Origin of the sequence: Halobacterium sp. MBLA0001 (assembly GCF_049705385.1) — an archaeon.
GTDB classification, from domain to species: domain Archaea; phylum Halobacteriota; class Halobacteria; order Halobacteriales; family Halobacteriaceae; genus Halobacterium; species Halobacterium salinarum.
In genome coordinates, this window is record NZ_JBNAMQ010000007.1 from 1,149,839 (window position 1) to 1,171,668 (window position 21,830).

General features: G+C 67.5%; 22 protein-coding genes. 13 read left to right on the plus strand and 9 right to left on the minus strand.

Annotation, left to right across the window (positions count from 1 at the left end; translation table 11 throughout):
• Complete coding sequence (locus ACOZ32_RS07155) at positions 1–1,170, minus strand: MFS transporter (protein ID WP_148265491.1); 1,170 nt, start codon at positions 1,168–1,170, stop codon at positions 1–3.
• 233 nt (positions 1,171–1,403) lie between these two features.
• On the opposite strand from ACOZ32_RS07155, the gene ACOZ32_RS07160 reads away from it, so the two are divergent.
• Complete coding sequence (locus ACOZ32_RS07160; protein WP_285271341.1) at positions 1,404–2,525, plus strand: pyridoxal phosphate-dependent aminotransferase; 1,122 nt, start codon at positions 1,404–1,406, stop codon at positions 2,523–2,525.
• A gap of 64 nt (positions 2,526–2,589) precedes the next feature.
• Positions 2,590–3,378, plus strand: coding sequence for a class I SAM-dependent methyltransferase (locus ACOZ32_RS07165; RefSeq protein WP_205251526.1), 789 nt, complete (start codon positions 2,590–2,592; stop codon positions 3,376–3,378).
• Here ACOZ32_RS07165 and ACOZ32_RS07170 read toward each other — a convergent pair.
• A complete protein-coding gene (locus ACOZ32_RS07170; RefSeq protein ID WP_205251527.1) occupies positions 3,375–4,556 on the minus strand; it encodes a redox-regulated ATPase YchF in 1,182 nt (393 codons plus the stop codon). The two genes, ACOZ32_RS07165 and ACOZ32_RS07170, sit on opposite strands and share 4 nt — an antisense overlap.
• Positions 4,557–4,666: 110 nt before the next feature.
• Here ACOZ32_RS07170 and ACOZ32_RS07175 point away from each other — a divergent pair, with 110 nt between their 5' ends.
• Positions 4,667–5,773: a CNNM domain-containing protein gene (locus ACOZ32_RS07175; protein ID WP_205251528.1), complete on the plus strand. Its 1,107-nt coding sequence runs from the start codon at positions 4,667–4,669 to the stop codon at positions 5,771–5,773.
• Here the strand turns inward: ACOZ32_RS07175 and ACOZ32_RS07180 are convergent.
• Together ACOZ32_RS07180 and ACOZ32_RS07185 are read right to left on the minus strand one after the other, a co-directional pair.
• Positions 5,770–6,051 carry a hypothetical protein gene (locus ACOZ32_RS07180; RefSeq protein WP_424335110.1) on the minus strand — a complete coding sequence of 94 codons (282 nt, stop codon included), beginning with the start codon at positions 6,049–6,051 and terminating at the stop codon, positions 5,770–5,772. The two genes, ACOZ32_RS07175 and ACOZ32_RS07180, sit on opposite strands and share 4 nt — an antisense overlap.
• Before the next feature lie 50 nt (positions 6,052–6,101).
• A complete protein-coding gene (locus tag ACOZ32_RS07185) occupies positions 6,102–6,974 on the minus strand; it encodes an acyltransferase (RefSeq protein WP_424335111.1) in 873 nt (290 codons plus the stop codon).
• 68 nt (positions 6,975–7,042) lie between these two features.
• Here ACOZ32_RS07185 and ACOZ32_RS07190 point away from each other — a divergent pair, with 68 nt between their 5' ends.
• Both ACOZ32_RS07190 and ACOZ32_RS07195 read left to right on the plus strand, forming a co-directional pair.
• Positions 7,043–7,240 (plus strand): DUF5800 family protein, encoded by a 198-nt coding sequence (locus ACOZ32_RS07190; protein WP_010902336.1) that lies wholly within the window; start codon positions 7,043–7,045, stop codon positions 7,238–7,240.
• 49 nt (positions 7,241–7,289) lie between these two features.
• The gene (locus ACOZ32_RS07195) at positions 7,290–7,427 is read left to right on the plus strand and encodes a hypothetical protein (protein WP_205252473.1); all 138 of its coding nucleotides are present in this window, start codon (positions 7,290–7,292) and stop codon (positions 7,425–7,427) included.
• Between the two features lie 43 nt (positions 7,428–7,470).
• On the opposite strand, the gene pan1 is transcribed toward ACOZ32_RS07195, so the two are convergent.
• Positions 7,471–8,691, minus strand: a complete 1,221-nt coding sequence (gene pan1 / locus ACOZ32_RS07200; protein WP_012289167.1) for a proteasome-activating nucleotidase Pan1 — start codon at positions 8,689–8,691, stop codon at positions 7,471–7,473.
• 206 nt (positions 8,692–8,897) lie between these two features.
• On the opposite strand from pan1, the gene ACOZ32_RS07205 reads away from it, so the two are divergent.
• The 4 genes from ACOZ32_RS07205 to ACOZ32_RS07220 are packed head-to-tail and all read left to right on the plus strand — an operon-like array spanning position 8,898 to position 13,300.
• Entirely contained in the window at positions 8,898–9,128 is a 231-nt protein-coding gene (locus tag ACOZ32_RS07205) for a MarR family transcriptional regulator (protein ID WP_010902339.1), read from the plus strand.
• A gap of 57 nt (positions 9,129–9,185) precedes the next feature.
• Positions 9,186–10,349, plus strand: a complete 1,164-nt coding sequence (gene mre11 / locus ACOZ32_RS07210) for a DNA double-strand break repair protein Mre11 (protein ID WP_424335112.1) — start codon at positions 9,186–9,188, stop codon at positions 10,347–10,349.
• Entirely contained in the window at positions 10,346–12,997 is a 2,652-nt protein-coding gene (gene rad50, locus ACOZ32_RS07215; RefSeq protein ID WP_205251533.1) for a DNA double-strand break repair ATPase Rad50, read from the plus strand. Before mre11 ends, rad50 begins: the two co-directional genes overlap by 4 nt.
• Positions 12,998–13,048: 51 nt before the next feature.
• The gene (locus tag ACOZ32_RS07220) at positions 13,049–13,300 is read left to right on the plus strand and encodes a hypothetical protein (RefSeq protein WP_010902342.1); all 252 of its coding nucleotides are present in this window, start codon (positions 13,049–13,051) and stop codon (positions 13,298–13,300) included.
• Here the strand turns inward: ACOZ32_RS07220 and ACOZ32_RS07225 are convergent.
• Genes ACOZ32_RS07225 through ACOZ32_RS07235 form a run of 3 tightly spaced genes read right to left on the minus strand, consistent with a single transcriptional unit; the run spans position 13,288 to position 14,249 of the window.
• A complete protein-coding gene (locus ACOZ32_RS07225) occupies positions 13,288–13,716 on the minus strand; it encodes a DUF7346 family protein (RefSeq protein WP_205251534.1) in 429 nt (142 codons plus the stop codon). The genes ACOZ32_RS07220 and ACOZ32_RS07225 overlap by 13 nt on opposite strands.
• Before the next feature lie 25 nt (positions 13,717–13,741).
• A complete protein-coding gene (locus ACOZ32_RS07230; protein ID WP_136361093.1) occupies positions 13,742–14,023 on the minus strand; it encodes a DUF7322 domain-containing protein in 282 nt (93 codons plus the stop codon).
• Positions 14,024–14,063: 40 nt separating this feature from the next.
• On the minus strand, positions 14,064–14,249 hold the full coding sequence (locus tag ACOZ32_RS07235) for a DUF7331 family protein (protein ID WP_424335113.1): 186 nt from the start codon (positions 14,247–14,249) through the stop codon (positions 14,064–14,066).
• A 113-nt stretch (positions 14,250–14,362) separates the two neighbouring features.
• Here ACOZ32_RS07235 and ACOZ32_RS07240 point away from each other — a divergent pair, with 113 nt between their 5' ends.
• Positions 14,363–17,068 carry a DNA-directed DNA polymerase gene (locus tag ACOZ32_RS07240; protein WP_205251535.1) on the plus strand — a complete coding sequence of 902 codons (2,706 nt, stop codon included), beginning with the start codon at positions 14,363–14,365 and terminating at the stop codon, positions 17,066–17,068.
• A 15-nt stretch (positions 17,069–17,083) separates the two neighbouring features.
• On the opposite strand, the gene ACOZ32_RS07245 is transcribed toward ACOZ32_RS07240, so the two are convergent.
• Positions 17,084–17,827, minus strand: coding sequence for an SDR family oxidoreductase (locus tag ACOZ32_RS07245; RefSeq protein ID WP_205251536.1), 744 nt, complete (start codon positions 17,825–17,827; stop codon positions 17,084–17,086).
• 301 nt (positions 17,828–18,128) lie between these two features.
• On the opposite strand from ACOZ32_RS07245, the gene ACOZ32_RS07250 reads away from it, so the two are divergent.
• From ACOZ32_RS07250 to sufD, 3 genes are read left to right on the plus strand one after another with little or no spacing between them, the layout of a single operon-like run.
• Positions 18,129–19,055, plus strand: a complete 927-nt coding sequence (locus ACOZ32_RS07250) for an ABC transporter ATP-binding protein (protein WP_205251537.1) — start codon at positions 18,129–18,131, stop codon at positions 19,053–19,055.
• 36 nt (positions 19,056–19,091) lie between these two features.
• The gene (sufB, locus tag ACOZ32_RS07255; RefSeq protein WP_010902348.1) at positions 19,092–20,516 is read left to right on the plus strand and encodes a Fe-S cluster assembly protein SufB; all 1,425 of its coding nucleotides are present in this window, start codon (positions 19,092–19,094) and stop codon (positions 20,514–20,516) included.
• A 1-nt stretch (position 20,517) separates the two neighbouring features.
• A complete protein-coding gene (sufD, locus tag ACOZ32_RS07260; protein ID WP_010902349.1) occupies positions 20,518–21,732 on the plus strand; it encodes a Fe-S cluster assembly protein SufD in 1,215 nt (404 codons plus the stop codon).
• The last annotated feature ends 98 nt before the right edge of the window (positions 21,733–21,830 follow it).

Sequence of the window (21,830 nt, forward strand, 5' to 3'; positions counted from 1 at the left end):
TCAGTGATCGCCGACGGCGTCCGGCGTGGCGAACGTGAACGCGCTGAACCGCGCCAACAACACGATGAGGCCCAGCGTGATGACGGCCGCGCCCAGCAGGAACGGCAGCGCCGCTCCGTAGTTCCCGCCGATGTAGCCCGCGACGATCGGCGCGAACGCGCCGCCGGTGAACCGCAGGCTGTTGTACGCGCCCGAGGCGGACGGCCGGCTGTGCGTGGAGATCCCCATCGCGAGCGTCGACAGGTTCGCGTTCAGGAGCCCACACGCGAGGCCGGCGGTGACCACGAGCCCGGCCAACACCATCGGGGAACTGACCAGCCACATCAGGCACAGCAGCGCCGCGAAGGCGGTCAGCGCCGCGCTAGCCACCTCCGGCGTTCCGAACCGCGCGTTCAGCCGCGGCGCGAGGACCGCGGACCCCACGATCACGAGCAGTCCCCACGCGAAGAACACCAGCCCGATCTGCATCGTTGTGAACCCCTCAAGCACCAGCGGCGTGTACGCCAGCACGGTGAAAAACCCGTAGGTGTAGAGCATGCCGACGATCGCGTTCGTTCGCACGCCGGTGTGACGGAACGTCCCGATGAGCGCGCGCACGCCCTCGCGGCCCTCCGTGTCCGGTTCCGTGACGGTGGTGGCGACGAAGACGAACCCGAGCAGCATCAGGACGCTCGTCCCGGCGAACGGGAGCCGCCAGGACTGCGCGCCCAGGAACCCGCCCAGGAGCGGCCCGCACGCGATCCCGAAGCCGAGGGCGGCCTCGTACAGGGTGATCGCGCGGCCGCTGTTCCCGGCTGAGACGCCCACGATGATGGCGAGCGCGGTGGTGGTGAACAGGGCGTTGCCCAGCCCCCAGAAGCCACGCAGCACGGCCATCGACTCCACCGAGGAGACGAGCGCACAGCCGCCGGCGAACACGGCGACGATCCCGATGCCGACGAGCATCGTGTTCTTGCTGCCGATGCGTGTGGCCAGCGTGCCCGCCACGAGGTTCGCGAGCCCGGTCACCAGCAGATAGCTCGTGAACAGGAACATCACCATGAAGTGGTCGGCGCCCAGCTCCTTCGCGATACTTGGCAGAATCGGGTCGACAACACCGATGCCGAGAAAGGCGATGAACGTTGCAAGCGCGGTCGCAAGAACGGCCGGATGAAAGTCTCGAAAACCCATCCCATGTGGGGACGGACTCGGCCGCAATAAGCTCCCGGAAAGATTATACATGTGTGCTCGCGGTACCATGGCATACGTGTCGCATACGCTCTGAGAAGCCCACGAACGGGTACGTTACTGTTTTGTTGGGGGCGCTATTCTCCGCTATTATTTTCGACATTCCCGGGCAGTGCTTGCACCGCCCGGGCGGTCGGTCGCCAACAGTTATCAGGGACCGCGCCCCCGTCTGTGGTATGACGGAGTTCTCCGACCGCGTGGCCCAGGTCTCGATCAGCGGCATCCGGGCGGTGTTCGAGGCGGCCGGCGAGGACGCCATCAACCTCGGCCTCGGCCAGCCCGACTTCCCCACGCCCGACCACGCCCGGCAGGCCGCGGTCGACGCCATCGAATCCGGCGCGGCCGACGGCTACACGTCCAACCGCGGGACGGCGGCGCTGGTCGACGCCATCGTCGAGAAGCACGCCCGCGACCAGGGCGTCGACGTCGCGCCGGCGGGCGTCATCGCGACGGCCGGCGGCAGCGAGGCGCTGCACCTCGCCATGGAAGCCCACGTCGACCCCGGGGAGGAGGTGCTGTTCCCAGACCCCGGGTTCGTCTCCTACGACGCGCTCACACGCATGGCCGGCGGCAACCCCGTGGGATTGCCGCTGCGAGACGACCTCACGCTGGCCCCCGGGACCGTCGAGGACCACATCACCGACGACACGGCCGCGTTCGTCGTGAACTCGCCGGCAAACCCCACCGGTGCCGTGCAGTCGCCCGCCGACATGCGCGCGTTCGCGCGCATCGCCGACGAGCACGACGTGCTCTGCATCAGCGACGAGGTCTACGAACACATCGTCTTCGAGGGCGAACACCGCTCCCCGATGGAGTTCGCCGACACCGACAACGTCGTCGTGGTGAACGCCTGCTCGAAGACGTACTCGATGACCGGCTGGCGGCTGGGCTGGGTCGCCGCCAGCGAGCGCCGCGCCGAGCGCATGCTTCGCGTCCACCAGTACGTCCAGGCGTGTGCCAGCGCGCCCGCCCAGTACGCCGCCGAAGCCGCGCTCTCGGGCCCCCAAGGCGTCGTCGACGAGATGGTGGCGGCCTTCGAGGCGCGCCGGGACGTCCTGCTGGACGGCCTCGAAGCCATGGGTCTCGACGTCCCGACTCCCGGGGGCGCGTTCTACGCGATGCCGACGGTGCCCGACGGCTGGATCGACGAGGTCGTCGACCGCGGCGTCGTCGTCGTCCCCGGGTCGGCGTTCGGCGACCACGGCGCGGGCACCGCCCGCATCTCGTACGCCACGGACATGGCGACGCTGCGGGACGCCATCGACGTGATGCGCGCGGCGACGGCTGCCGTCCAGTAACCCGCTCACGCCGCCGCCCCCCTACACCGCCGGCCTGAAGGCACCGCGCTTCCTCGCCACCACCATGACCGACTGGCAGGCCGACGACGTGGTCGCCGCGCAGTACGCCGACGGCGGACTGCTCGCCGCCCGACGCGCGCTCGACGCCCGCTTCGGTACCGGCGAGCGATCCCACTACGAGTGGCTGTTCGACCACCTCGATCTCGGCCCCGACGCCGCGGTGCTCTCGCTCGGTGCCGGCCACGGCGCGTTCTGGGGCGCGAACGCCGACCGCGTCCCCGACGGCTGGGACGTCACCGTCACCGACGCGTTCCAGGGCGTGACGGCTGACGCGATGGACGCGCTCGCGGACGCCCCACACGAGTTCACCTTCGACGTCGTGGACGCCCGCGACATCCCGTATCCCGCGGACACGTTCGACGCCGTCACCGCCCACCACGTGCTCGCGCACCTCGGCGACGCCGACCGCCGGCAGGCGCTCGCCGAGATCGCCCGCGTACTGACCCCGACGGGTGAACTGCACGCCGCGACCAGCGGCGACGACGCGCTCACCGAACTCTGGGCTGTCGCCCGCGACCACGGCGACGTGCCGGATGAGCGCCCGTTCACGCTTCAGAACGGCGCGGCGCAGCTCCGCGACCGCTTCGCCGCCGTCGAGCGGCGTCGTCTCGACGCCCCCCTCGTGGTCGACGCCCCCGAGCCGCTGGTCGCGTACGTGCTCTCGCTGCCGGGCTTCGACCCGGAAGCCGGACCCGCGCTCGAACGGGCGTTCCGGGCGCGCTTCGCCGACGGCACTCTCACCGTGACCGGCGATCGCGGCGTGCTCATCGCGCGCCACCCGGACACGGCTTAGTTCGCCGTGGAGACGATCTTCACCACGTCACCCTCGCCGAGCTCGTCGTCCTCGCCGATCTCCCGGTTGGTCTTCGCGTTGACGGCGTGCAGGTAGCCGTCGCCGATGTCCGAGTGCACGGCGTACGCCAAGTCAACGGGCGTCGACCCCGCGTCAAGCAGGACGGCGTCGGGGAGGACGGTGCCCGTGGCGTCGGTCCACTTCGACTGGTCCTGGACGGGGAACGCTGTCACCATCTCCAGCAGGTCGTAGACAGCGTAATCGAGCGCACGCTGCATGCCCGTGCCGCCGTACTCCTGCATCGTCTCCCGGAGGGCTTCGAGGGCCTCCCGCTGGTCGTCGCCCACGTCGCCCGTGATGTCGAAGTCCTCGTCGCCGGGGTCGTAGTCCAGGAAGCCCGCGTCGGCACCGCGCCGCAACGCGAGTTCGCCCTGTGCCGTCGCGGGAATCACGGGCTTGTCGAGGTCGAGCAGCCGTTGGACGTTCTCTTCGGGTGCCACGTCGACTTTGTTCGCGACGACGACGATGGGCTTCGTGCGCTCGCGGACACCGCGGGCCAGCGCCTCGCGGTCCTCGCCGCTCCACTGGATGGGGTCATCGGGATAGTCGAACTCCCGAAGGACCGCCGCGACCTGGTACTCGCTCGCGCCGAAGCCGGTCATCATCTCCGTGATGGCCGTCTCGATGTCGAACCCCGGCGACCGGGACGCCCGCTCGACGCTCTCCCAGTTGTCCTCGACGATGCCCGCGAGCCACAGATCCATCTCCTCTTCGACGAAGTCGATGTCCTCGACTGGGTCGTGGTCCCCGATCTCGACCGGTTCGCCCTCCTCGTTCGTCGCGCCCGAGGCGTCGACGACGTTCACGATGACGTCGGCGTTCGACAGCTCGTCGAGGAACTGGTTGCCGAGCCCGCGGCCCTCGTGGGCGCCCGGCACCAACCCCGCCACGTCCAGCAGCTCCACCGGCACGTAGCGCTTCCCGTCGTGGCAGTGTTCGTGGCCGCAGCGCTCCTCGCGGGTCAGGCACGGACACGCCGTCCGCACGTGGGTCACGCCCCGGTTCGCGTCGATGGTGGTGAACGGGTAGTTCGCCACGTCCACCTCCGACCGCGTCGCCGCCGTGTAGAACGTCGACTTGCCGGCGTTCGGCTTCCCGGCAAGCGCGATAGAGAGCATACCATCACCGTTGCTCCAGCGTCGGAAAGCGTTTTTCGGTTGGGGTCCCGCCGTCCGTCCGCTGTATCGAATCCGACACTTCTTTGCACGGCGTTCGTCATGCTGCCGATATGTCTACTGGCGAAATCACGCCGGTGACCGCGCTACGCATCTTCGGCGGCATCGCCCTCCTCGCCGGCAACGGCTTCTTCGTCGCGACCGAGTTCGCGCTCACTCGCGTCCGACAGTTCGACGAGTCGGCGTTCCAGGAGACGGCAGGGCTCCGCCGGGCGTGGGAGATGACCGACCGCCTCGAAATCTACCTGACAGGCTGCCAGCTCGGCATCACCGTCTGCTCGGTCGGGCTGGGGGTCGTCGCCGAGCCCGCGCTCGCAGTGTTGTTCACACCCGTTTTCGAGTTCGTGGGCTTCGGCGCGGGGTCCATCGCGACGCTCTCCGTGCTGGTGGCTCTCGCCGTCATGAACGTCGCCCACCTCGTGCTCGCCGAGCAGGCACCCACTTACCTCGGCGTCGAGCGCGCGAAGACGGTCGCGCACTACTGTGCCCCACTCCACTACTGGTGGACGCGGACCATGTCCCCCATCATTCGCGCCGGTGACCGCATCGCCAAGGCGATTCTCTCTCTCGTGGGCGTCGAGATGACGCGCTCGTGGACCGAAGAAGAGGCTGAAGGCGAGCCGACCATCGACGGCCGCTCCGACCTCCGGAGCCAGATGGGCGACCTGCTCAGTGGAACGGAGATTCCCGACGAGCGCCGTGAGGAAGTCATCGGCGCGCTCGACATCGACCGCATCCCCGTCGGCGATGAAGCCGTTCCGGTCGACGAGGTCGTCGCCGTCTCCACGACCGACGACCTGGAGACGAACCTCGACCGGATGGCCGACAGCCCCCACGTCCGGTACCCGCTGGTCGGCGAATCGATGGATGACTTCCGGGGTGTCGTCTACCTCCCCGAGGTCTTCCGGGACCTCGACGACCTCCGGGACGGCACGCTCGCCCTCGAAGACGTCGCGCACCCGCCGCTGGTCTTCGACGCCGACATCGCTGTCAGTGCGGCCATCGACCGCTTCCAGGCCGAACGTCAGGAACTCGCGTTCGTCACCGACCCCGACACGGGCGCCGTCGTTGGCATGGTCACGATCACCGACGTGCTGGAAGCGATCACCGGCGAGGTCGAAGACCCCTACGACGAGGCGGCCGAGAAGTCACAGTCCTAATCCAGCCGGGCGGCAGCGCTCCCGACGGCCACTGTGAGGAAGTAGACGCCGACGAACACGAGCGCGCTGTCCCACAGCAGACTCGGAACGCCGTACCCGGCGTACGCGGGGGTCGGCTCGCCGAGCATCCACCAGACGCCGTGAACTCCGGTGAGCAACGCGAGTACGCCGAGCCACGCGAGCACCGCCGAGGGGAGCAGGCGGACGCCCAGCCGCGGCGGCCCGTGGTCACCGTTCAACGACTGGTCCGTCGCACCGTCATCGTCGGGGGAGGGCATCACTGCTGGATGGTCGCGGACCAATCAAGAAACCTGATGGTCCGGGCGCGTCACTCGGCGTCCCGGTCGGCAACACTCCCAAGCCGCATCTCGCCGCGGGCGCGGATGACGCCGTCGACGTCTGCCGCCTCGTCGATGGTGACGTCGTGGCCGGAGACGTCGCCGAGGACGACCGCGTCCCCCTGGACGTGGACGCTCCCGTTCCGGGTGGTCACGTCGCCGTGGATCTTCGTGCCCGCGCCAACCGTCACGTCGTTCTGGGCGCGCAGGCTCCCGAAGACGTTGTTCCCGCGCCCGACGTCGATCTCGGTCGCCCGGATGTTGCCGTGCAGCCGGCAGTCGTCCCCGATGGTCGCCGGCGTGGAGACGCGCCAGGCGTCGTCGGAGACGCTGGCCGACTGCGGGATCGTGAGGGGGCCGCGGTCGCTGTCGGCCGCCAGCTCCTCGACGAGTTCCTGGGCGTCCTCCGCCTCGCCGAGCCGGAGGAGGTGCGTGAGGTACATGACGAAGAACGTGAGGGTGGGCATCGGGTTCCGGATGACGATCCAGCCCGACGCCTCGAACCCCTCCTCGATGTCGACGTCGTCGCCGATGTCGAGGTCGCCACCGACGACCAGCCGCTCCGTGATGTGGGTGCGTTCACCCACGTAGGCGTCGCCTTCAACGAGCACGTTGCCGGTGACCTCACACCACATGTCCAGCCGGCAGTCGCCCGCCGCCTCGATGTCGCCGTCGACGGACACCCGTTCGCCTGCAACGACGTTGTGGCCCCGCACCCCGAGCCGGAGCTGCGACTGCGCCCCGATCAGCACGTCACTGTCGGCGACCACGTCGTGCTCCTTGACCGTGGTGCCGTCCGGGATGTGTAACTGGTCGATCGGGGTCGGGCCGAGCACACCGCAGTCCAGTCGTCGCATCGGCATAAACCCCGCGAGACCGTCGGACGACCGTCAGACGACGGGGTTTAGTCTCTGCACACGTACCATCAGTCATGACCTCCCTCTCGGTTGCAGACGACGGCGTCGACGTGGTGTACGAGGGCACCGAGTTCCGCCTGGAGAAACCCCTCATCGAGGACGCCACGCAGTCCGACTACCACGACGTCACCGACCACGACCTGCTCAAGCTCGTCGAACCGAACCCGACGCTGTCCGGGGAGCCGCGCCGGATCGGTGACATCCTCGACTGACCGGCGCGGTGATGACAACGCTTAGGACGTGGCACCGCGACGTGTCGGTATGAGCGACGCGCTCGATGCGTTCGATCACGACGCGTGGCGGACAGCGCTCGGGACGGCTGTCAGCTACGCGCTTGTTCTGGTGGTGCTGACGGCGGTGCTGTTCGGCGTGCCGTACCTGGCGTTCACAGCGCTGTAACGCGCCAGGGTCGCGGAAAAACGGCCCCCGAATCGCCGGCCGACTACGCGAACGTCCGGGAGACGTCCGTGGCGGCGGCGGGCTCGGAGTCCTGATCGAGTTTCTCGCGTGCCGACTGGAAGTCCTGCATCCGGACCTCCGTGCGGTCGTCGCGGATGGCGAACATCCCGGCCTCCGTACAGATCGCTTTCACGTCCGCACCGGAGAGATCCCCGGTGTCGGCGGCGAGCTCGCCGAAGTCGACGCTGTCGGCGACGTTCATCGCCCGCGTGTGGATGCGGAAGATCTTCTCGCGGCCGCCCACGTTCGGGTGGGGAACCTCGATGAGGCGGTCGAAGCGGCCGGGCCGCAGGATCGCGCGATCGAGCATGTCGAAGCGGTTGGTGGCGGCGATGATGCGGATGTCGCCGCGCTCGTCGAAGCCGTCCATCTCCGAGAGCAACTGCATCATCGTGCGCTGGACCTCGGCGTCCCCGCTGGTCTTCGAGTCCGTGCGCTTCGAGGCGATGGCGTCGATCTCGTCGATGAACACGACGGCGGGCTCGTGGTCGCGGGCGACCTGGAAGAGATCGCGCACGAGCTTCGCGCCCTCGCCGATGAACTTGTGCACGAGCTCGCTGCCGGCCATCTTGATGAAGCTGGCGTCCGTCTGGCTGGCGACGGCCTTCGCCATCAGCGTCTTGCCCGTGCCGGGCGGCCCGTGCAACAACACGCCGCTCGGCGGGTTGATGCCCACGGTCTCGAACAGGCCGGGGTCTTTCATCGGAAGCTCGACTGTCTCCCGGACTTCCCGGAGCTGGTCGTCGAGGCCGCCGATGTCCTCGTAGCCCACGTCGGGGGAGTCATCGACTTCCATGACACGAGCCCGCACGTCTGCCTCGTCGTCCAGTTGGCGGACGACGGACAGCGAGTTGTTGACCGCGACCCGCGAGCCCGGTTCGAGGGTGGCACGCAGCTCGTCCGTGACCTCAGTGAGCGCTTCCTGGTTGTTGCCGTGCTGTTTGATCACGGCCCCCTCGTCGGTGAGCTCCTGGACAGTCGCGATGAACAGCGGCGACTGCTTGAGCTTCTTGTTCTCGTGTGAGAGGCGTTCGAGCTTCTGCTGGTATTTGTTGTTCTCTGCGTTGGCATCAAGCAGCCGGTCTCGCATCTCCTCGTTCTCCTCTTCGAGGGTAGAGAGTTGCTCCTCTAGCGCCTCCAGTTTGTCCTGTTGTGAGGCGCTGTCGTCGTAGGGGAGCTCCACGTCCTCGACGGTATCGGTCATCACCACTGAGTAGGGTGTTAGTTCATAAGAGGCTTCGGGTGACCCAACCTGTGTGGGGGTTCGAAACCGCACGCGCGAGACAGTCACAGCCGGTCGTTGGGGGTGAATCCATCCCCCGTGACCGACGCAGCCACCCCGTCGTTGAATTACCGTAGCGCATCAAATATAGCAAAAGGATTAATACGGCGCATTCGATACTGGTGGGTATGAGCGCCACCGAGACGGCGGACGCACTCGAATCCCTCCCGCCGAGCGCGAAGCTCGTCGCCAAGGTCCTCGAATACAACGACACCCTCTCACAGCGGGAGCTCGCCGAGAAGACACTGCTCCCGGACCGCACCGTCAGATACGCGCTCACGCGCCTCGAAGACCACGACATCGTCTCCTCGCGGTTCTCGTTCACCGACGCCCGCAAACGCCTCTACACCTTGACCTGACACCGCCGCCACACACGCACCGAAGCTTTCTCCGCCCCGCCACCCCACGCCAGGTGTATGGCTCGCGTCATCCACACGGGGGACACCCACCTCGGATACCAACAGTACCACGCCCCCCAGCGGCGACAGGACTTCCTCGACGCCTTCGACGCCGTCATTACGGACGCCATCGACGAGGGCGTCGACGCCGTGGTGCACGCCGGCGACCTCTACCACGACCGCCAGCCCGGGCTCCGGGACATCCTGGACACGATCGCCCTGCTGCGCCCGCTCCAGGACGCCGGCATCCCGTTTCTCGCTGTCGTCGGAAACCACGAAGGCACCCGCGACGCCCAGTGGCTGGATCTCTTCGAGACGCTCGGCCTCGCCGAGCGCCTCGACGACTCGCCACGCGTGGTCGCGGATACCGCCTTCTACGGCCTCGACTACGTCCCCCAGTCCAAGCGCGACGACCACGACTACACCGTCGCCGACCACGACGCCGACCACGCCGCGCTCGTCTCCCACGGTCTGTTCACGCCGTTCCCGTACGCCAACTGGGACCTGGACGCGGTGCTGGCCGACGCCACGGTGGAGTTCGACGCCGTCCTGCTGGGCGACAACCACACCCCGGACACCACGCAACTCGGGGACACGTGGGTGACGTACTGTGGCTCTACGGAGCGCGCCAGCGCCAGCGAACGCGACCCCCGGGGCTACAACATCGTCTCGTTCAGCAGCGACGCGACCACCGACGTTGCCATCTCTCGGAAGTCGCTCAACACCCGCGAGTTCGTGTTCGTGGACGCCGACCTCGGCCCCACGGACGGCACGGCGTTCATCCAGGAGCGGCTGCGCGAGCGCGCCCTCGACGACGCCGTCGTGGTCGTCACGATCACGGGCGACGGCGACACGGTCACGCCCGCCGAGATCGAGCGCTTCGGCGACGATCGTGGCGCACTCCTCACGCGCGTCAACGACCGCCGGGAGTTCGACACCGGCGACGACGCCCCCGACGTGGACGTGTCGTTCGCCGACCCCGACGACGCCGTCGAGCAGCGCGTCCGCGATCTGGGGCTGGACGAGCCGGCCCGCGATGTCGACCGGATCGTGCGTGACGACACGCTGGCCGACGCAGCCGTCCGAGAGCGCGTGATACAGCGCGCAGAGGCTGTGCTGGACGACGACGCCGACGCGGCGGACGACGACGGCCGGCCCACCACCGTGGAGGAGTTCCAATGAGGTTCACGCGCCTCTCCCTGTCGAACTTCAAATGCTACGCGGACGCCGCCGTCTCCCTGGACCCCGGCGTGACCGTCATCCACGGGCTGAACGGCAGCGGCAAGTCCAGCCTGCTCGACGCCTGCTTTTTCGCGCTGTACGGCACCACCGCCCTCGACACGACCCTCGCTGACGCCGTGACGATCGGCGCGGAGACGGCCGAGATCGACCTCCACTTCGAGCACGCCGGCGGCGACTACCACGTCCACCGCCGGATCCGTGCGTCCGGCGGGCGCGCCCAGACCGCCGCCTGTGTGCTGGAGACTCCGACCGACCGGATCGACGGCGTCACCGACGTCGAAGCCCACATCTCGGGGCTGTTGCGCATGGACGCCGAGGCGTTCGTGAACTGCGCGTACGTCCGCCAGGGCGAGGTGAACAAGCTCATCAACGCCGCCCCGAGCACGCGCCAGGACATGATCGACGCGCTCCTCCAGTTGGGGAAACTCGAGGAGTACCGCCAGCGCGCCGGCGACGCCCGCCTCGGCGTCGAGGACGTCAAGAGCAACGTCGAGGGGCAACTCGACAGGCTCGCCGACCAGATCGCTGACAAGGAGGCCGCCGACCCCCACGACCGGCTGGCGAGCCACAACACCGCGCTCGCCGAGGTCACCGCCGACATCGAGCATTTCGAGACCGAACGCGAGCAGGCCAGGCAGACCCGCGACGACGCCGCGGACGTCCTGGAGCGCTACGAGGAGTCACGCACGGCGCTCGCGGACGTCGAGGAGACGATCGCCGACGTCCGCGAGGCCGTCGCCGAGGCCGAACGCGAACGGGAGACGCTCGCCGACCGCGTCAGCGATCACCGCGAGCGCGCCAGCGATCTCGACGACGAGGCAGCGGCGCTCGCGGCCGATCTCGGGCTCGACGATCCGGACGCCGAGGACGCCAGCGCGGAGCGCGACGCCGTTGCCGACCAGCGGGAGGCGGTCGCCGAACGGGTGCGCGAGGTCGCACCGGCTGTCTCCCGGCTCACCGAGCAGGCCGACAGCGCCGCCGACGACGCCGCCACCCTCGACGAGCGCGCCGAGACGCTGCGCGAAGAGGCCGCAGCCCTCGACGCCGAGGCCGACGACGCAGCGGCGAAACGCGACGACGCCGCCGCCCGCATCGAGGCGTTGGACGCCGACATCGAGGCGGCGATGGCGGCTTTCGACGACGCGCCGGTCGCGTTCGGGGACGCCGAGGCGTTCCTCGACGACGCGGCGGCCGAACGCGACGAACTGCGCGAGCGGGCGGCGACGCTCCGCGCCGACCGGCAGTCCGCTGCCGACCGCGTCGCCGAGGCTGAGGCGCTGCTCGACGAGGGGAAATGCCCCGAATGCGGACAGCCGGTCGAGGGGGCACCCCACGTCGAGCGTGTCACCGACGATCGCGAGCGCGTCGCCGAGCTCGACGCCGAGTTGGCGGACGTCGAGGACGAACTCGACGCGGTGGCCCAGCGCGTCGACCGCGGCGAATCACTGGTGGCCGCCGAAGACCGGGTCGACGACCTCGAACAGCAACGCGAGCGCGCCGTCGAGCGCCGCGACGAGCAGGCCGACATCGCGGACGCGAAACGCGACCAGGCCGCCGAAAAGCGCGACCGCGCCGCGGACCTCGACGCCGAGGCCGAGGACGCCCGTGCGGACGCCGCGGCCAAGCGTGATGCGGCCGACGAGAAGCGCGAGACGCTGGCGGCGCTGAACGCCGACCAGACCGCCCTCAAGGAGCGACTGGACGCGCTTGCGGATCTCGTCGACCGCCTCGAAGCGGCCGCCGACGCCCGCGAAGCCGCCCAGCGGCTGGCCGAGAAGCGCGCGGCACTGGCCGCCCAGAACGAGCAGCGCCGGGACCGCCTCTCGGAGCTGCGCGAGCGCAAGCGTACGCTGGACAGCGAGTTCGATGCGGACCGCATCGAGACAGCGCGCGCCGACAAGGACCGCGCCGAGGACTACCTCGAACAGGTCGAACCGAAACTCCAGGCGCTGCGCGAGGACCGCGACGACCTCCAGGCGAAGATCGGCGCTGCGGAGAACGCCATCGCGGAGCTGGAGTCGCTGCGCGAGGAGCACGAGCGCGTGCAGTCACGCCACCAGGACCTCCAGGCGGTCCACGACGAGGTGACCGCGCTCGAGACGATGTACGGGGAGTTGCGGGCGGAGCTGCGCCAACAGAACGTCTCGAAGCTCGAACGCCTCTTGAACGAGACCTTCGAGTTGGTCTATCAGAACGACTCCTACGCCCGCATCGAGCTGTCCGGCGAGTACGAGCTCACCGTCTACCAGAAGGACGGCGAGCCCCTGGAGCCCGCGCAGCTCTCGGGGGGCGAGCGCGCGCTGTTCAACCTCAGCCTGCGCACTGCCGTCTACCGGCTGCTGGCTGAGGGGATCGACGGCGACGCCCCTCTCCCGCCGCTGATCCTGGACGAACCGACTGTGTTCCTCGACTCCGGGCACGTCTCGCAGCTCGTGGAACTGGTGGAGTCGATGCGACGGCTCGGCGTCGAGCAGATCGTGGTCGTGAGCCACGACGACGAGCTGGTGGCGGCCGCTGACGACGTGGTGCGGGTCGCGAAAGACGCCACGTCGAACCGGTCCCGTGTGTCCACCCCCGAACACATATGATATCAGAGGGGTTCCCGAACCCTCTAATGGATCCAGGCCCAGGGCGTCCATATGCCAGAACCGGCGGACGCTTCTGCAAACGAAACCGAGTCGCGGACAGGTGAGCACGGCCGACACACGCCGGTGCACCGGATGCTGCAGCTCGGCGGCGTGCTGGCGGTGCTTGCGATCGTTCTCGGTGCTGTCGGGATAACCGCGTCAACCCCACTCCTGTGGGCGTTTGGCGTCGGCACGGCTGCCGTCTCCGTCTCCGTGCTCGCCGCAACCGGCTACCACCACAGCCGGCGCGGTCACTCCGCGTGACGGAGCGCGCCGATCCCCTCGCGGCCGGCCGCCGTGAGCTCGTAGGCGCGCTGACCGGCCACCGTCGTCTCCGCGAGCACGCCGGCCGCCCGGAGCTCGGTGGTCGCACCGAGGAAATCGCTCTCGCAGACGCCCGCCGCCGCCAGTAGTTTCCGAACCGGGCGCGGGCCATCGTCGGCCAGCGCCACCAGCAGTCCGAGTTGCCAGTCCGCGTGACACGCCTTCGCGACCCGGCGGCCGGCGGCCGGAACGCGGTCCGCGAGCGCCTCGAACACGGCGTCGTCACTCGTCGGTGTGAGTGTCTCGCTGGGCACCGTGGTCTCCTCGCCGGTCGTTGGGTCCCGTACCCTGCTCTGTTCGCCGTGGTCCGCGATGCGTATCCAGCGCCGCCCATCGGTGTCTCGAACCGTCTGCACACCCCACGGAAGGAGGGCGACGGCGTTAGTCCTTCCGTGTGTAGACGCGGTATTTGTATCCGCCGTAGACGGACAGGATCACGGCGGCGGCCAGCAGCGGGCCGCCGGTCCCCCAGTTGCCGTTGAACCACGCGATCATCGCCCCGACGCTGCCCGCCAACACGGCCGCGTTGAACACCAACACCAGCGACCAGAACTTCCGCTGGAGGGTTGGATCGGCCGCCGAGCCGTCCGGGATCTCGATGTCGGGGGCGAGGTCCTGTTCGGCCTCGGACTCCTCGTCGGCGAACGGAACGTCGTCGAGCACGCCACACACTGTGGGTGGTGCGAGCAAAGCGTTATCGGTTCTACAGGGCGTCGCCGAGGCACACCGCGTGTGTGCCTTTGAGCCACGCGAGCGGATTCTCCGCGTCGTAGAGTACGACCCCCTCGTCGGCATCGTAGGCCTCGACGCTGTCGCGTGGGTCGTTGCCCTCGGGCAGCTGTGGGATGTCGTTGCGGTGATTCCGGTCGCCCGCTGCGTGGTCTGTCATCTCTGTCACCTCGGCCCGTGGTAGTGGACCACATGGGATAACTGTTTTCCCCCCGTCGGATTCTGCCGCTCCGAAGGGCGAGCTTTTAGGCCGGACGGACGAACCCCAACCCAATGGGAAACACCGAGCTCTCCGAGTTCATGCACGAGAGCGACGGGGCAGACGACCCCGGGGAGGACGCGATCCAGGAAGAAGCCGCGGTCGTCGCCGGCGACGCCGACCCCGTCGTCAACGAGGTGCTGACGGCGGAAGCGGACGCGCTGCCCGACGCCACCGGCGAGGTCGAACTGATGGTCACACAGGTCGATTACACGATCGAGGGCTCGGGCGACCGCGAGCGCCCCGTCCTCCACGTCTTCGGCCGCACGACCGACGACGAGGCCGAACACGTCCGCGTGCACGGCTTTCGACCGTACTTCTACGCACCGACGGCCACGCTCTCCGAAGACGACCTCACCGACGACGTCATCACCGGCACCGAGGACGGCTACGAATCCATCCGGGGCGAAGCGCTGACGAAGATCTTCGGCCGGACGCCCCGCGACGTCGGGAACATCCGTGACGCGTTCGATCACTACGAGGCCGACATCCTGTTCCCGAACCGCCTGCTCATCGACAAGGACATCACCGACGGCGTCAGGGTGCCCGCCCGGCGCGCCGACGACGGCGCGCTCTACGTCCACCACGACGAAATCGCGGCCTGTGAGGTCGCCGCGACCCTTCGCGTGAACACCTTCGACATCGAAGTCAACGACCGCAACGGCTTCCCCGAGGACGGCGAGGAGCCCGTGGTCTGTCTGACCAGCCACGACTCCTACCGCGACGAATACGTCGCGTGGCTGTACGCCGCCCCGGACGCGACGGTCGACGCCCCCACAGCGGTCCCGGGCTACGACCCACTGACCGACGACGCCGACATCGACGTGCGCGTGTTCGACACCGAGGAAGCCATGCACGACGCGTTCCTCTCGTACATCGAGGATACCAACCCCGACGTGCTCACGGGCTGGAACTTCGACGACTTCGACGCCCCCTACCTCATCGACCGGCTGGACGAACTCGACCCACGAACCGACCACGACCTCGACTCCGACCGCCTCTCCCGCGTCAGCGAAGTCTGGACGTCCGGCTGGGGCGGCCCGAACGTGAAAGGACGGGTGGTCTTCGACCTGCTGTACGCCTACCAGCGCACGAAATACTCGGAGCTGGACTCCTACCGGCTGGACGCCGTCGGCGAACAGGAGCTGGGCGTCGGCAAAGAGCGCTACCCCGGGGATATCGGCGACCTCTGGGAGGACGACCCCGAGCGCCTCCTGGAGTACAACCTCCGGGACGTCGAGCTCTGCGTGGAAATCGACCGCAAGCAGTCCATCGTGGCGTTCTGGGACGAAGCCCGCAAGCTCGTGGGCTGCAAACTGGAGGACGCCACGACCCCCGGGGACGCGGTGGACATGTACGTCCTGCACAAGGCGTTCGGGAACTTCGTGTTGCCGTCGAAAGGCCAACAGGACGCCGAGGAGTTCGAGGGCGGCGCGGTCTTCGACCCCATCACTGGCGTTCGGGAGAACGTCTCCGTGCTGGACCTGAAGAGCCTCTACCCGATGTCGATGGTGACCATCAACGCCAGCCCGGAGACCAAAGTCGACCCCGAGGAGTTCGACGGCGACACCTACCGGACGCCGACGGGCGTCCACTTCCGGAAGGAACCCGACGGCATCATCCGGGAGATGGTCGATGAACTCCTCACCGAGCGCGAGGAGAAGAAAGCACGCCGCGACGACCACGAGCCGGACAGCGAGGACTACGAGCGCTACGACCGCCAGCAGGCCGCCGTGAAGGTCATCATGAACAGCCTCTACGGCGTGTTCGGCTGGGACCGCTTCCGGCTCTACGACCGCGCGATGAGCGCGGGCGTCACCTCCACGAACCGCGAGGTCATCGACTTCACCGAGCAGGCCGCCGAGGAGTTCGGCTACGAGGTCGCGTACGGCGACACCGACAGCGTCATGCTCGAACTCGGCGACGACATGACGAAAGCGGAGGCCATCGCGGAGTCGTTCGACATCGAGGACCACATCAACGCCGCCTACGACGAGTTCGCTCGCGAGCAACTGCACGCCGACGACCACCGCTTCCAGATCGAGTTCGAGAAGCTCTACCGGCGGTTCTTCCAGGCCGGCAAGAAGAAGCGCTACGCCGGCCACATCGTCTGGAAGGAGGGCAAGGACGTCGACGACGTCGACATCACGGGCTTCGAGTACCAGCGCTCGGACATCGCGCCGATCACGAAGCGCGTCCAGAAGGAGGTCATCGACCTCGTGGTGCGGGAGGGCGACGTGGACGCCGTCGAGGAGTACGTCCACGGCGTCATCGAGGAGTTCCAGGAGGGGGATGCGGATCTGGACGACATCGGTATCCCGGGCGGCATCGGCAAACGACTGGACAACTACGAGACGGACACCGCCCAGGTGCGTGGCGCGAAGTACGCCAACCTGCTGTTGGGCACGAACTTCGACCGCGGGTCCAAGCCCAAGCGACTCTACCTCGCGAAAGTGCATCCGGACTTCTGGGGTCACGTCGAAGACGAACAGGGCATCGACACGAGCACGAGCGACCGCTACCGCGAGTTCCGCCGGGATCCCGACGTGATCTGTTACGAGTACGCCGACCAGATCCCGGACACGTTCGTCGTCGACTACGACAAGATGCTCGATAAGACGCTCAAAGGCCCCATCGAGCGCATCCTCGAGGCGCTTGATCTCTCCTGGGACGAGGTGAAATCCGGCCAAACGCAGACCGGGCTGGGCCAGTTCACGTAGCCCGCTGGGCCCCAGCTAGAACTCCGAGAACTTGTCCTGGCGGTACATGTCGATCTCGCTCGCCACCGTGGGCGCACTCTGGGTCGCCGCGAACGCGATGGCGTCGGCGATGTCGGTCGGCCGGGACACCTCGGCTTCGTCGTAGGCCTCCTCGAAGGCGGTGCCGTCCTCCTCGTTGAACCGGGTTCGCACCTCCGTGGGGTTGACTACGGTGACACCAAGGCCGTCGTCGCCGTAGCGTGCCTCGACGCTGTGGGCGAACCCGCGCGTCCACCATTTGGTCGCGGCGTAGACGGGGTTGCTGGGGCGGGGGTACTGCCCCGCGAAACTACCCAGGAAAACGATGGTGCCGTCGGCGTCGGTGAGGTGCGGGAGCGCCGCCCGGGTGGCGTAGAACATGCCGTCGCAGTTCACGGCCATCATCTGACGGTACTCGTCGTCGGTGAGGGCCGCGACGTCGTCGCCGCGCGCGAGCCCGGCGTTGTTGACGAGGAGATCCAGGCTGCCGTACTCCTCGACGGCCGTCTCGACGAGCGCGTCGACGGCCGCCCGGTCGGTGACGTCGGTGGGCACGGCGTGGGCGGCAGTGTCGTACGTTGCCGTGATCGTGTCCGCGATCTCGGTGAGCGTCTCTTCGCTGCGCGCGGCGAGCACGACCGTCGCGCCGTTCTCGGCGAGCGCGTGTGCGGTTGCTTCCCCGATGCCACTCGATGCGCCAGTGATGACGGCGACGTCGCCGTCGAGCGGAGCCGTTTCCATATGCGTTCATCCCGGGCGCGGGCCTTGACAGTTTCTCCTGCCAGGGTTCCTGCCGCATAGCAGCGTACGCCAACCCACACCGCTCCCGCAGTGATACCGCCCCCCATGTGGGCGGGCTCGCCAGGCGATCCCGGCGCGTGTGTCGGCTCCCGAGACACGCTGTAGACGACGCTGCGGTCAGCTCGCCACACGACGCCGTTTTTAGTAAATCAAAAACTCTATTTTATGTTAGCAAAAGCAGTTACGGTGAACTCCGCAACTATTATGATGCTGACCCACTTCGTTTAGGATGACCTAATCAATGGCTACGCTTGAGCTCAAAGACGTACACGCCGAAGTCGCAGAGGACGGTGGGGAGAAAATTCTCGACGGTGTCGACCTCGAAATCCCGTCCGGCGAGATCCACGCCCTCATGGGTCCCAACGGCTCCGGGAAATCCACCACCGCAAAGATCATCGCCGGCCACCCGGCCTACGACGTCACCGACGGGGAAGTCCTGTTCACCATCGAAGACGACGACTTCGACGGTGCCGAAGAGCTCCCCGCCGACGACCGAACCTTCGATCTGCTCGGCCTGGAGCCGAACGAGCGCGCCGCGCTCGGTATCTTCCTTGCGTTCCAGTATCCCGCAGAGATCGAGGGCGTCACCCTCGTGAACTTCCTTCGCACAGCGCTCAACGCGAAGCTCGACGAGCGCGAGGAACTCCTCTTCGAGGATGACGACGAGGACGCCGACGACGCCACCGACGATGACGAGGACGCCGGCTACGAGACCTCCCCCATGGAGGGGCCGGCCGACGACGGCGAGATCGGCGTCGCGGACTTCCAGGAGATCCTCTCGGAGAAAATGGAGACCCTGGACATGGACGAGAAGTTCGCCAACCGCTACCTGAACGCGGGCTTCTCCGGCGGCGAGAAAAAGCAAAACGAAGTCCTCCAGGCCGCCATCCTGGAGCCCTCGATCGCCGTGCTCGACGAGATCGACTCCGGGCTCGACATCGACCGCCTCCAGGACGTTTCGACGGGCATCAACGCGCTCCGCGACGAGCAGGACACCGGCATCCTCCAGATCACGCACTACCAGCGCATCCTCGATTACGTCGAGCCCGACCGCGTCCACATCATGCTCGACGGCGAAGTCGTCATGGAGGGTGACGCCGAGCTCGCCGAGAAGCTCGAAGACGAGGGGTACGACTGGGTTCGCGATCAGGTCTACGAGACCGCGTAACGCCGCCCAGACACGCAACGCAACCACACACACCACATGAGTTCCGAAGACATACAAGACACTGACACCGAGGCGCGCTTCGAGTTCAAAAAGGAGGAGAACTCCGCGTTCGAATCCGAGAAGGGCCTGACCGAGGAGACGATCCGCGTCATCTCCGAGGACAAAGACGAGCCCGACTGGATGCTCGACCGCCGCCTCCGTGCGCTCGAACAGTACACGAAGATGCCGATGCCGACCGACTGGCCCGGCCAGCCGGACCTCACCGAACTCGACATCGAGGAGATCGTCCCGTACATCCGCCCGGACGTCGACAAGCGCTCGGGCGCCGACGAATGGGAGGACCTCCCCGACGAGATCCAGGACACCTTCGAACAGCTGGGCATCCCCGAGGCGGAGCGCAACGCGCTCTCCGGCGTGGGCGCCCAGTACGAGTCCGAGGTCGTCTACCAGAACATGCAGGAGCGCTGGGAGGAGAAGGGCGTCGTCTTCTGCAACATGGACGAGGCCGTTCAGGAGTACCCCGAGCTGGTCAAAGAGCACTTCATGACGAGCTGCGTGCCGCCGAGCGACAACAAGTTCGCGGCGCTGCACGGCGCGGTGTGGTCCGGCGGCAGCTTCGTCTACGTGCCCGAGGACGTCACCGTGAACATGCCCGTGCAGGCGTACTTCCGGATGAACTCCGAGGGCATGGGCCAGTTCGAGCACACCCTCATCATCGCCGAGGAGGGCTCGGAAGTCCACTACATCGAGGGCTGCTCGGCGCCCAAGTACGGCAGCCACAACCTCCACTCCGGCGGCGTCGAAGTGTTCGTCGGCGAGGACGCCCACGTGCAGTATTCGACCGTGCAGAACTGGTCGAAGAACACGTTCAACCTCAACACCAAGCGCGCGGTCGTCGAGGGGAACGGCACGATGGAGTGGGTCTCCGGCAGCATGGGGTCGAAGGCCACGATGCTGTACCCGTCGACGATCCTCAAGGGTCGCGGCGCGACGGACAACCACATCACGATCGCGTTCGCCGGCGACGGCCAGGACATCGACACCGGCGCGAAAGTCTATCACAACGCCCCGGACACGAGCTCCACCATCGAATCGAAGTCCATCGCGAAAGACGGCGGCCGCACGAACTACCGCGGCCTCGTTCACATCGCCGACGGCGCCGAGGACTCGAAGACCAACGTCGAGTGTGACGCGCTGATGTTCGACAACGACTCCACCAGCGACACCATGCCGTACATGGAGATCAACGAGTCGAAAGTCGACGTGGCACACGAGGCGACCGTCGGGAAGATCGGCGACGAGGACGTCTTCTACCTCCAGAGCCGTGGTCTCGACGACGACGACGCAAAGCAGATGATCGTCTCCGGGTTCATCGAGCCGATCACCGAAGAACTGCCGATTGAGTACGCGGTCGAACTGAACCGCCTCATCGAGCTGGAGATGGAGGGTTCGCTCGGTTAATATGAGTACGCAGCTACACACTGATATCTCTGCAGAGACGGTCCGCCGGATCGCCGACGAGCGCGACGAGCCCGCGTGGCTCCGCGAAACGCGCCTCGATGCGCTTGAGGCGCTCGACGACCTCGCGTTCCCCAGCGTCATCGAGACGCCGGGCCGAAAGTGGACCACGCTCGAAGACCTCGATTTCGACGCGCTGGTCGATCCGCTCTCCCAGACCGAGGACAAAGACCAGGTCGGCGCGGAGAACGCTCGCGTGGAGTCGTTCCACGACGCGCTCCAGGACGACGACCTCGCCGACCGCGTCGAGGACGCGTTCGGCAGCGTCATCGACCCCCACCAGAACCGCCTGACGGCGCTGTCGACGGCGCTGTTCACGACCGGGACTGTGGTGTACGTGCCCGCGGGCGTCGACGCCGAGGACGTCACCATCCGCACCTCGATGAACTCGCGGTCGCTGTTCAACTACACGCTGGTCATCACCGAGGACAACGCGACGGCGACGATCCTGGAGCGCCAGGACACCGGCGACGACGTCGACGGCGAGCGCTACTACTCGGGGATCGTTGAGGTCGACGCCGGAGAGAACTCCTACGTGCAGTACGGGAGCCTCCAGGACTTCGACGAGCAGACGTACAACTACACGCTGAAACGCGGGCACGCCGACACGTACGCCACGGTCAACTGGATCGAGGGCAACATCGGCAGCCGGCTGACGAAGACCGGTGTTTCCACCGAACTGGCGGGCGACGCCAGTGAGACGAAGATCGTCGGCGCGTTCTTCGGCCACGACGACCAGCACTTCGACCTCGACGCGAAGGTCTGGCACCGTGCCGAGCACACCACCGCGGATCTCGTGACTCGCGGCGTCATCGACGACGACGCCCGCAGCGTCTACGAGGGCGTCCAGGACGTCGGCAGTGACGCCTGGGACACGTCGAGCTACCAGCGCGAGAACACGCTGATGCTGAGCGACGAGAGCGAGGCCGACGCCTCCCCGAAGCTCATCATCAACAACCACGACACCGAGGCCAGCCACTCCGCGACCGTCGGGCAGGTCGACCAGGAGACCCTGTTCTACATGCAGGACCGCGGCCTCACCGCCCAGCAAGCCACGGACATGCTTGTTGCGGGGTTCTTCGTGCCGGTGCTCGAAGAGGTCGAAGTCCAGGAACTGCGCGAGGACCTGGAGACACGGATCGCCGAGCGGCTCGACTGACACGCGCAGCGGTTCCCCACACCCCGTTGCCGGGGAATCCTCGCCTTTTAGGACGGTGAGACCGTCGGCTGTATCCATGCGCACCGTATCGTTCGCGA

Coding starts and splice junctions, on each gene's coding strand:
- ACOZ32_RS07155 (WP_148265491.1), bottom strand. CDS start 1,170: ATGGGTTTTCGAGACTTTCATCCGGCCGTTCTTGCGACCGCGCTTGCA.
- ACOZ32_RS07160 (WP_285271341.1), top strand. CDS start 1,404: ATGACGGAGTTCTCCGACCGCGTGGCCCAGGTCTCGATCAGCGGCATC.
- ACOZ32_RS07165 (WP_205251526.1), top strand. CDS start 2,590: ATGACCGACTGGCAGGCCGACGACGTGGTCGCCGCGCAGTACGCCGAC.
- ACOZ32_RS07170 (WP_205251527.1), bottom strand. CDS start 4,556: ATGCTCTCTATCGCGCTTGCCGGGAAGCCGAACGCCGGCAAGTCGACG.
- ACOZ32_RS07175 (WP_205251528.1), top strand. CDS start 4,667: ATGTCTACTGGCGAAATCACGCCGGTGACCGCGCTACGCATCTTCGGC.
- ACOZ32_RS07180 (WP_424335110.1), bottom strand. CDS start 6,051: ATGCCCTCCCCCGACGATGACGGTGCGACGGACCAGTCGTTGAACGGT.
- ACOZ32_RS07185 (WP_424335111.1), bottom strand. CDS start 6,974: ATGCCGATGCGACGACTGGACTGCGGTGTGCTCGGCCCGACCCCGATC.
- ACOZ32_RS07190 (WP_010902336.1), top strand. CDS start 7,043: ATGACCTCCCTCTCGGTTGCAGACGACGGCGTCGACGTGGTGTACGAG.
- ACOZ32_RS07195 (WP_205252473.1), top strand. CDS start 7,290: ATGAGCGACGCGCTCGATGCGTTCGATCACGACGCGTGGCGGACAGCG.
- pan1 (WP_012289167.1), bottom strand. CDS start 8,691: ATGACCGATACCGTCGAGGACGTGGAGCTCCCCTACGACGACAGCGCC.
- ACOZ32_RS07205 (WP_010902339.1), top strand. CDS start 8,898: ATGAGCGCCACCGAGACGGCGGACGCACTCGAATCCCTCCCGCCGAGC.
- mre11 (WP_424335112.1), top strand. CDS start 9,186: ATGGCTCGCGTCATCCACACGGGGGACACCCACCTCGGATACCAACAG.
- rad50 (WP_205251533.1), top strand. CDS start 10,346: ATGAGGTTCACGCGCCTCTCCCTGTCGAACTTCAAATGCTACGCGGAC.
- ACOZ32_RS07220 (WP_010902342.1), top strand. CDS start 13,049: ATGCCAGAACCGGCGGACGCTTCTGCAAACGAAACCGAGTCGCGGACA.
- ACOZ32_RS07235 (WP_424335113.1), bottom strand. CDS start 14,249: ATGACAGACCACGCAGCGGGCGACCGGAATCACCGCAACGACATCCCA.
- ACOZ32_RS07240 (WP_205251535.1), top strand. CDS start 14,363: ATGGGAAACACCGAGCTCTCCGAGTTCATGCACGAGAGCGACGGGGCA.
- ACOZ32_RS07245 (WP_205251536.1), bottom strand. CDS start 17,827: ATGGAAACGGCTCCGCTCGACGGCGACGTCGCCGTCATCACTGGCGCA.
- ACOZ32_RS07250 (WP_205251537.1), top strand. CDS start 18,129: ATGGCTACGCTTGAGCTCAAAGACGTACACGCCGAAGTCGCAGAGGAC.
- sufB (WP_010902348.1), top strand. CDS start 19,092: ATGAGTTCCGAAGACATACAAGACACTGACACCGAGGCGCGCTTCGAG.
- sufD (WP_010902349.1), top strand. CDS start 20,518: ATGAGTACGCAGCTACACACTGATATCTCTGCAGAGACGGTCCGCCGG.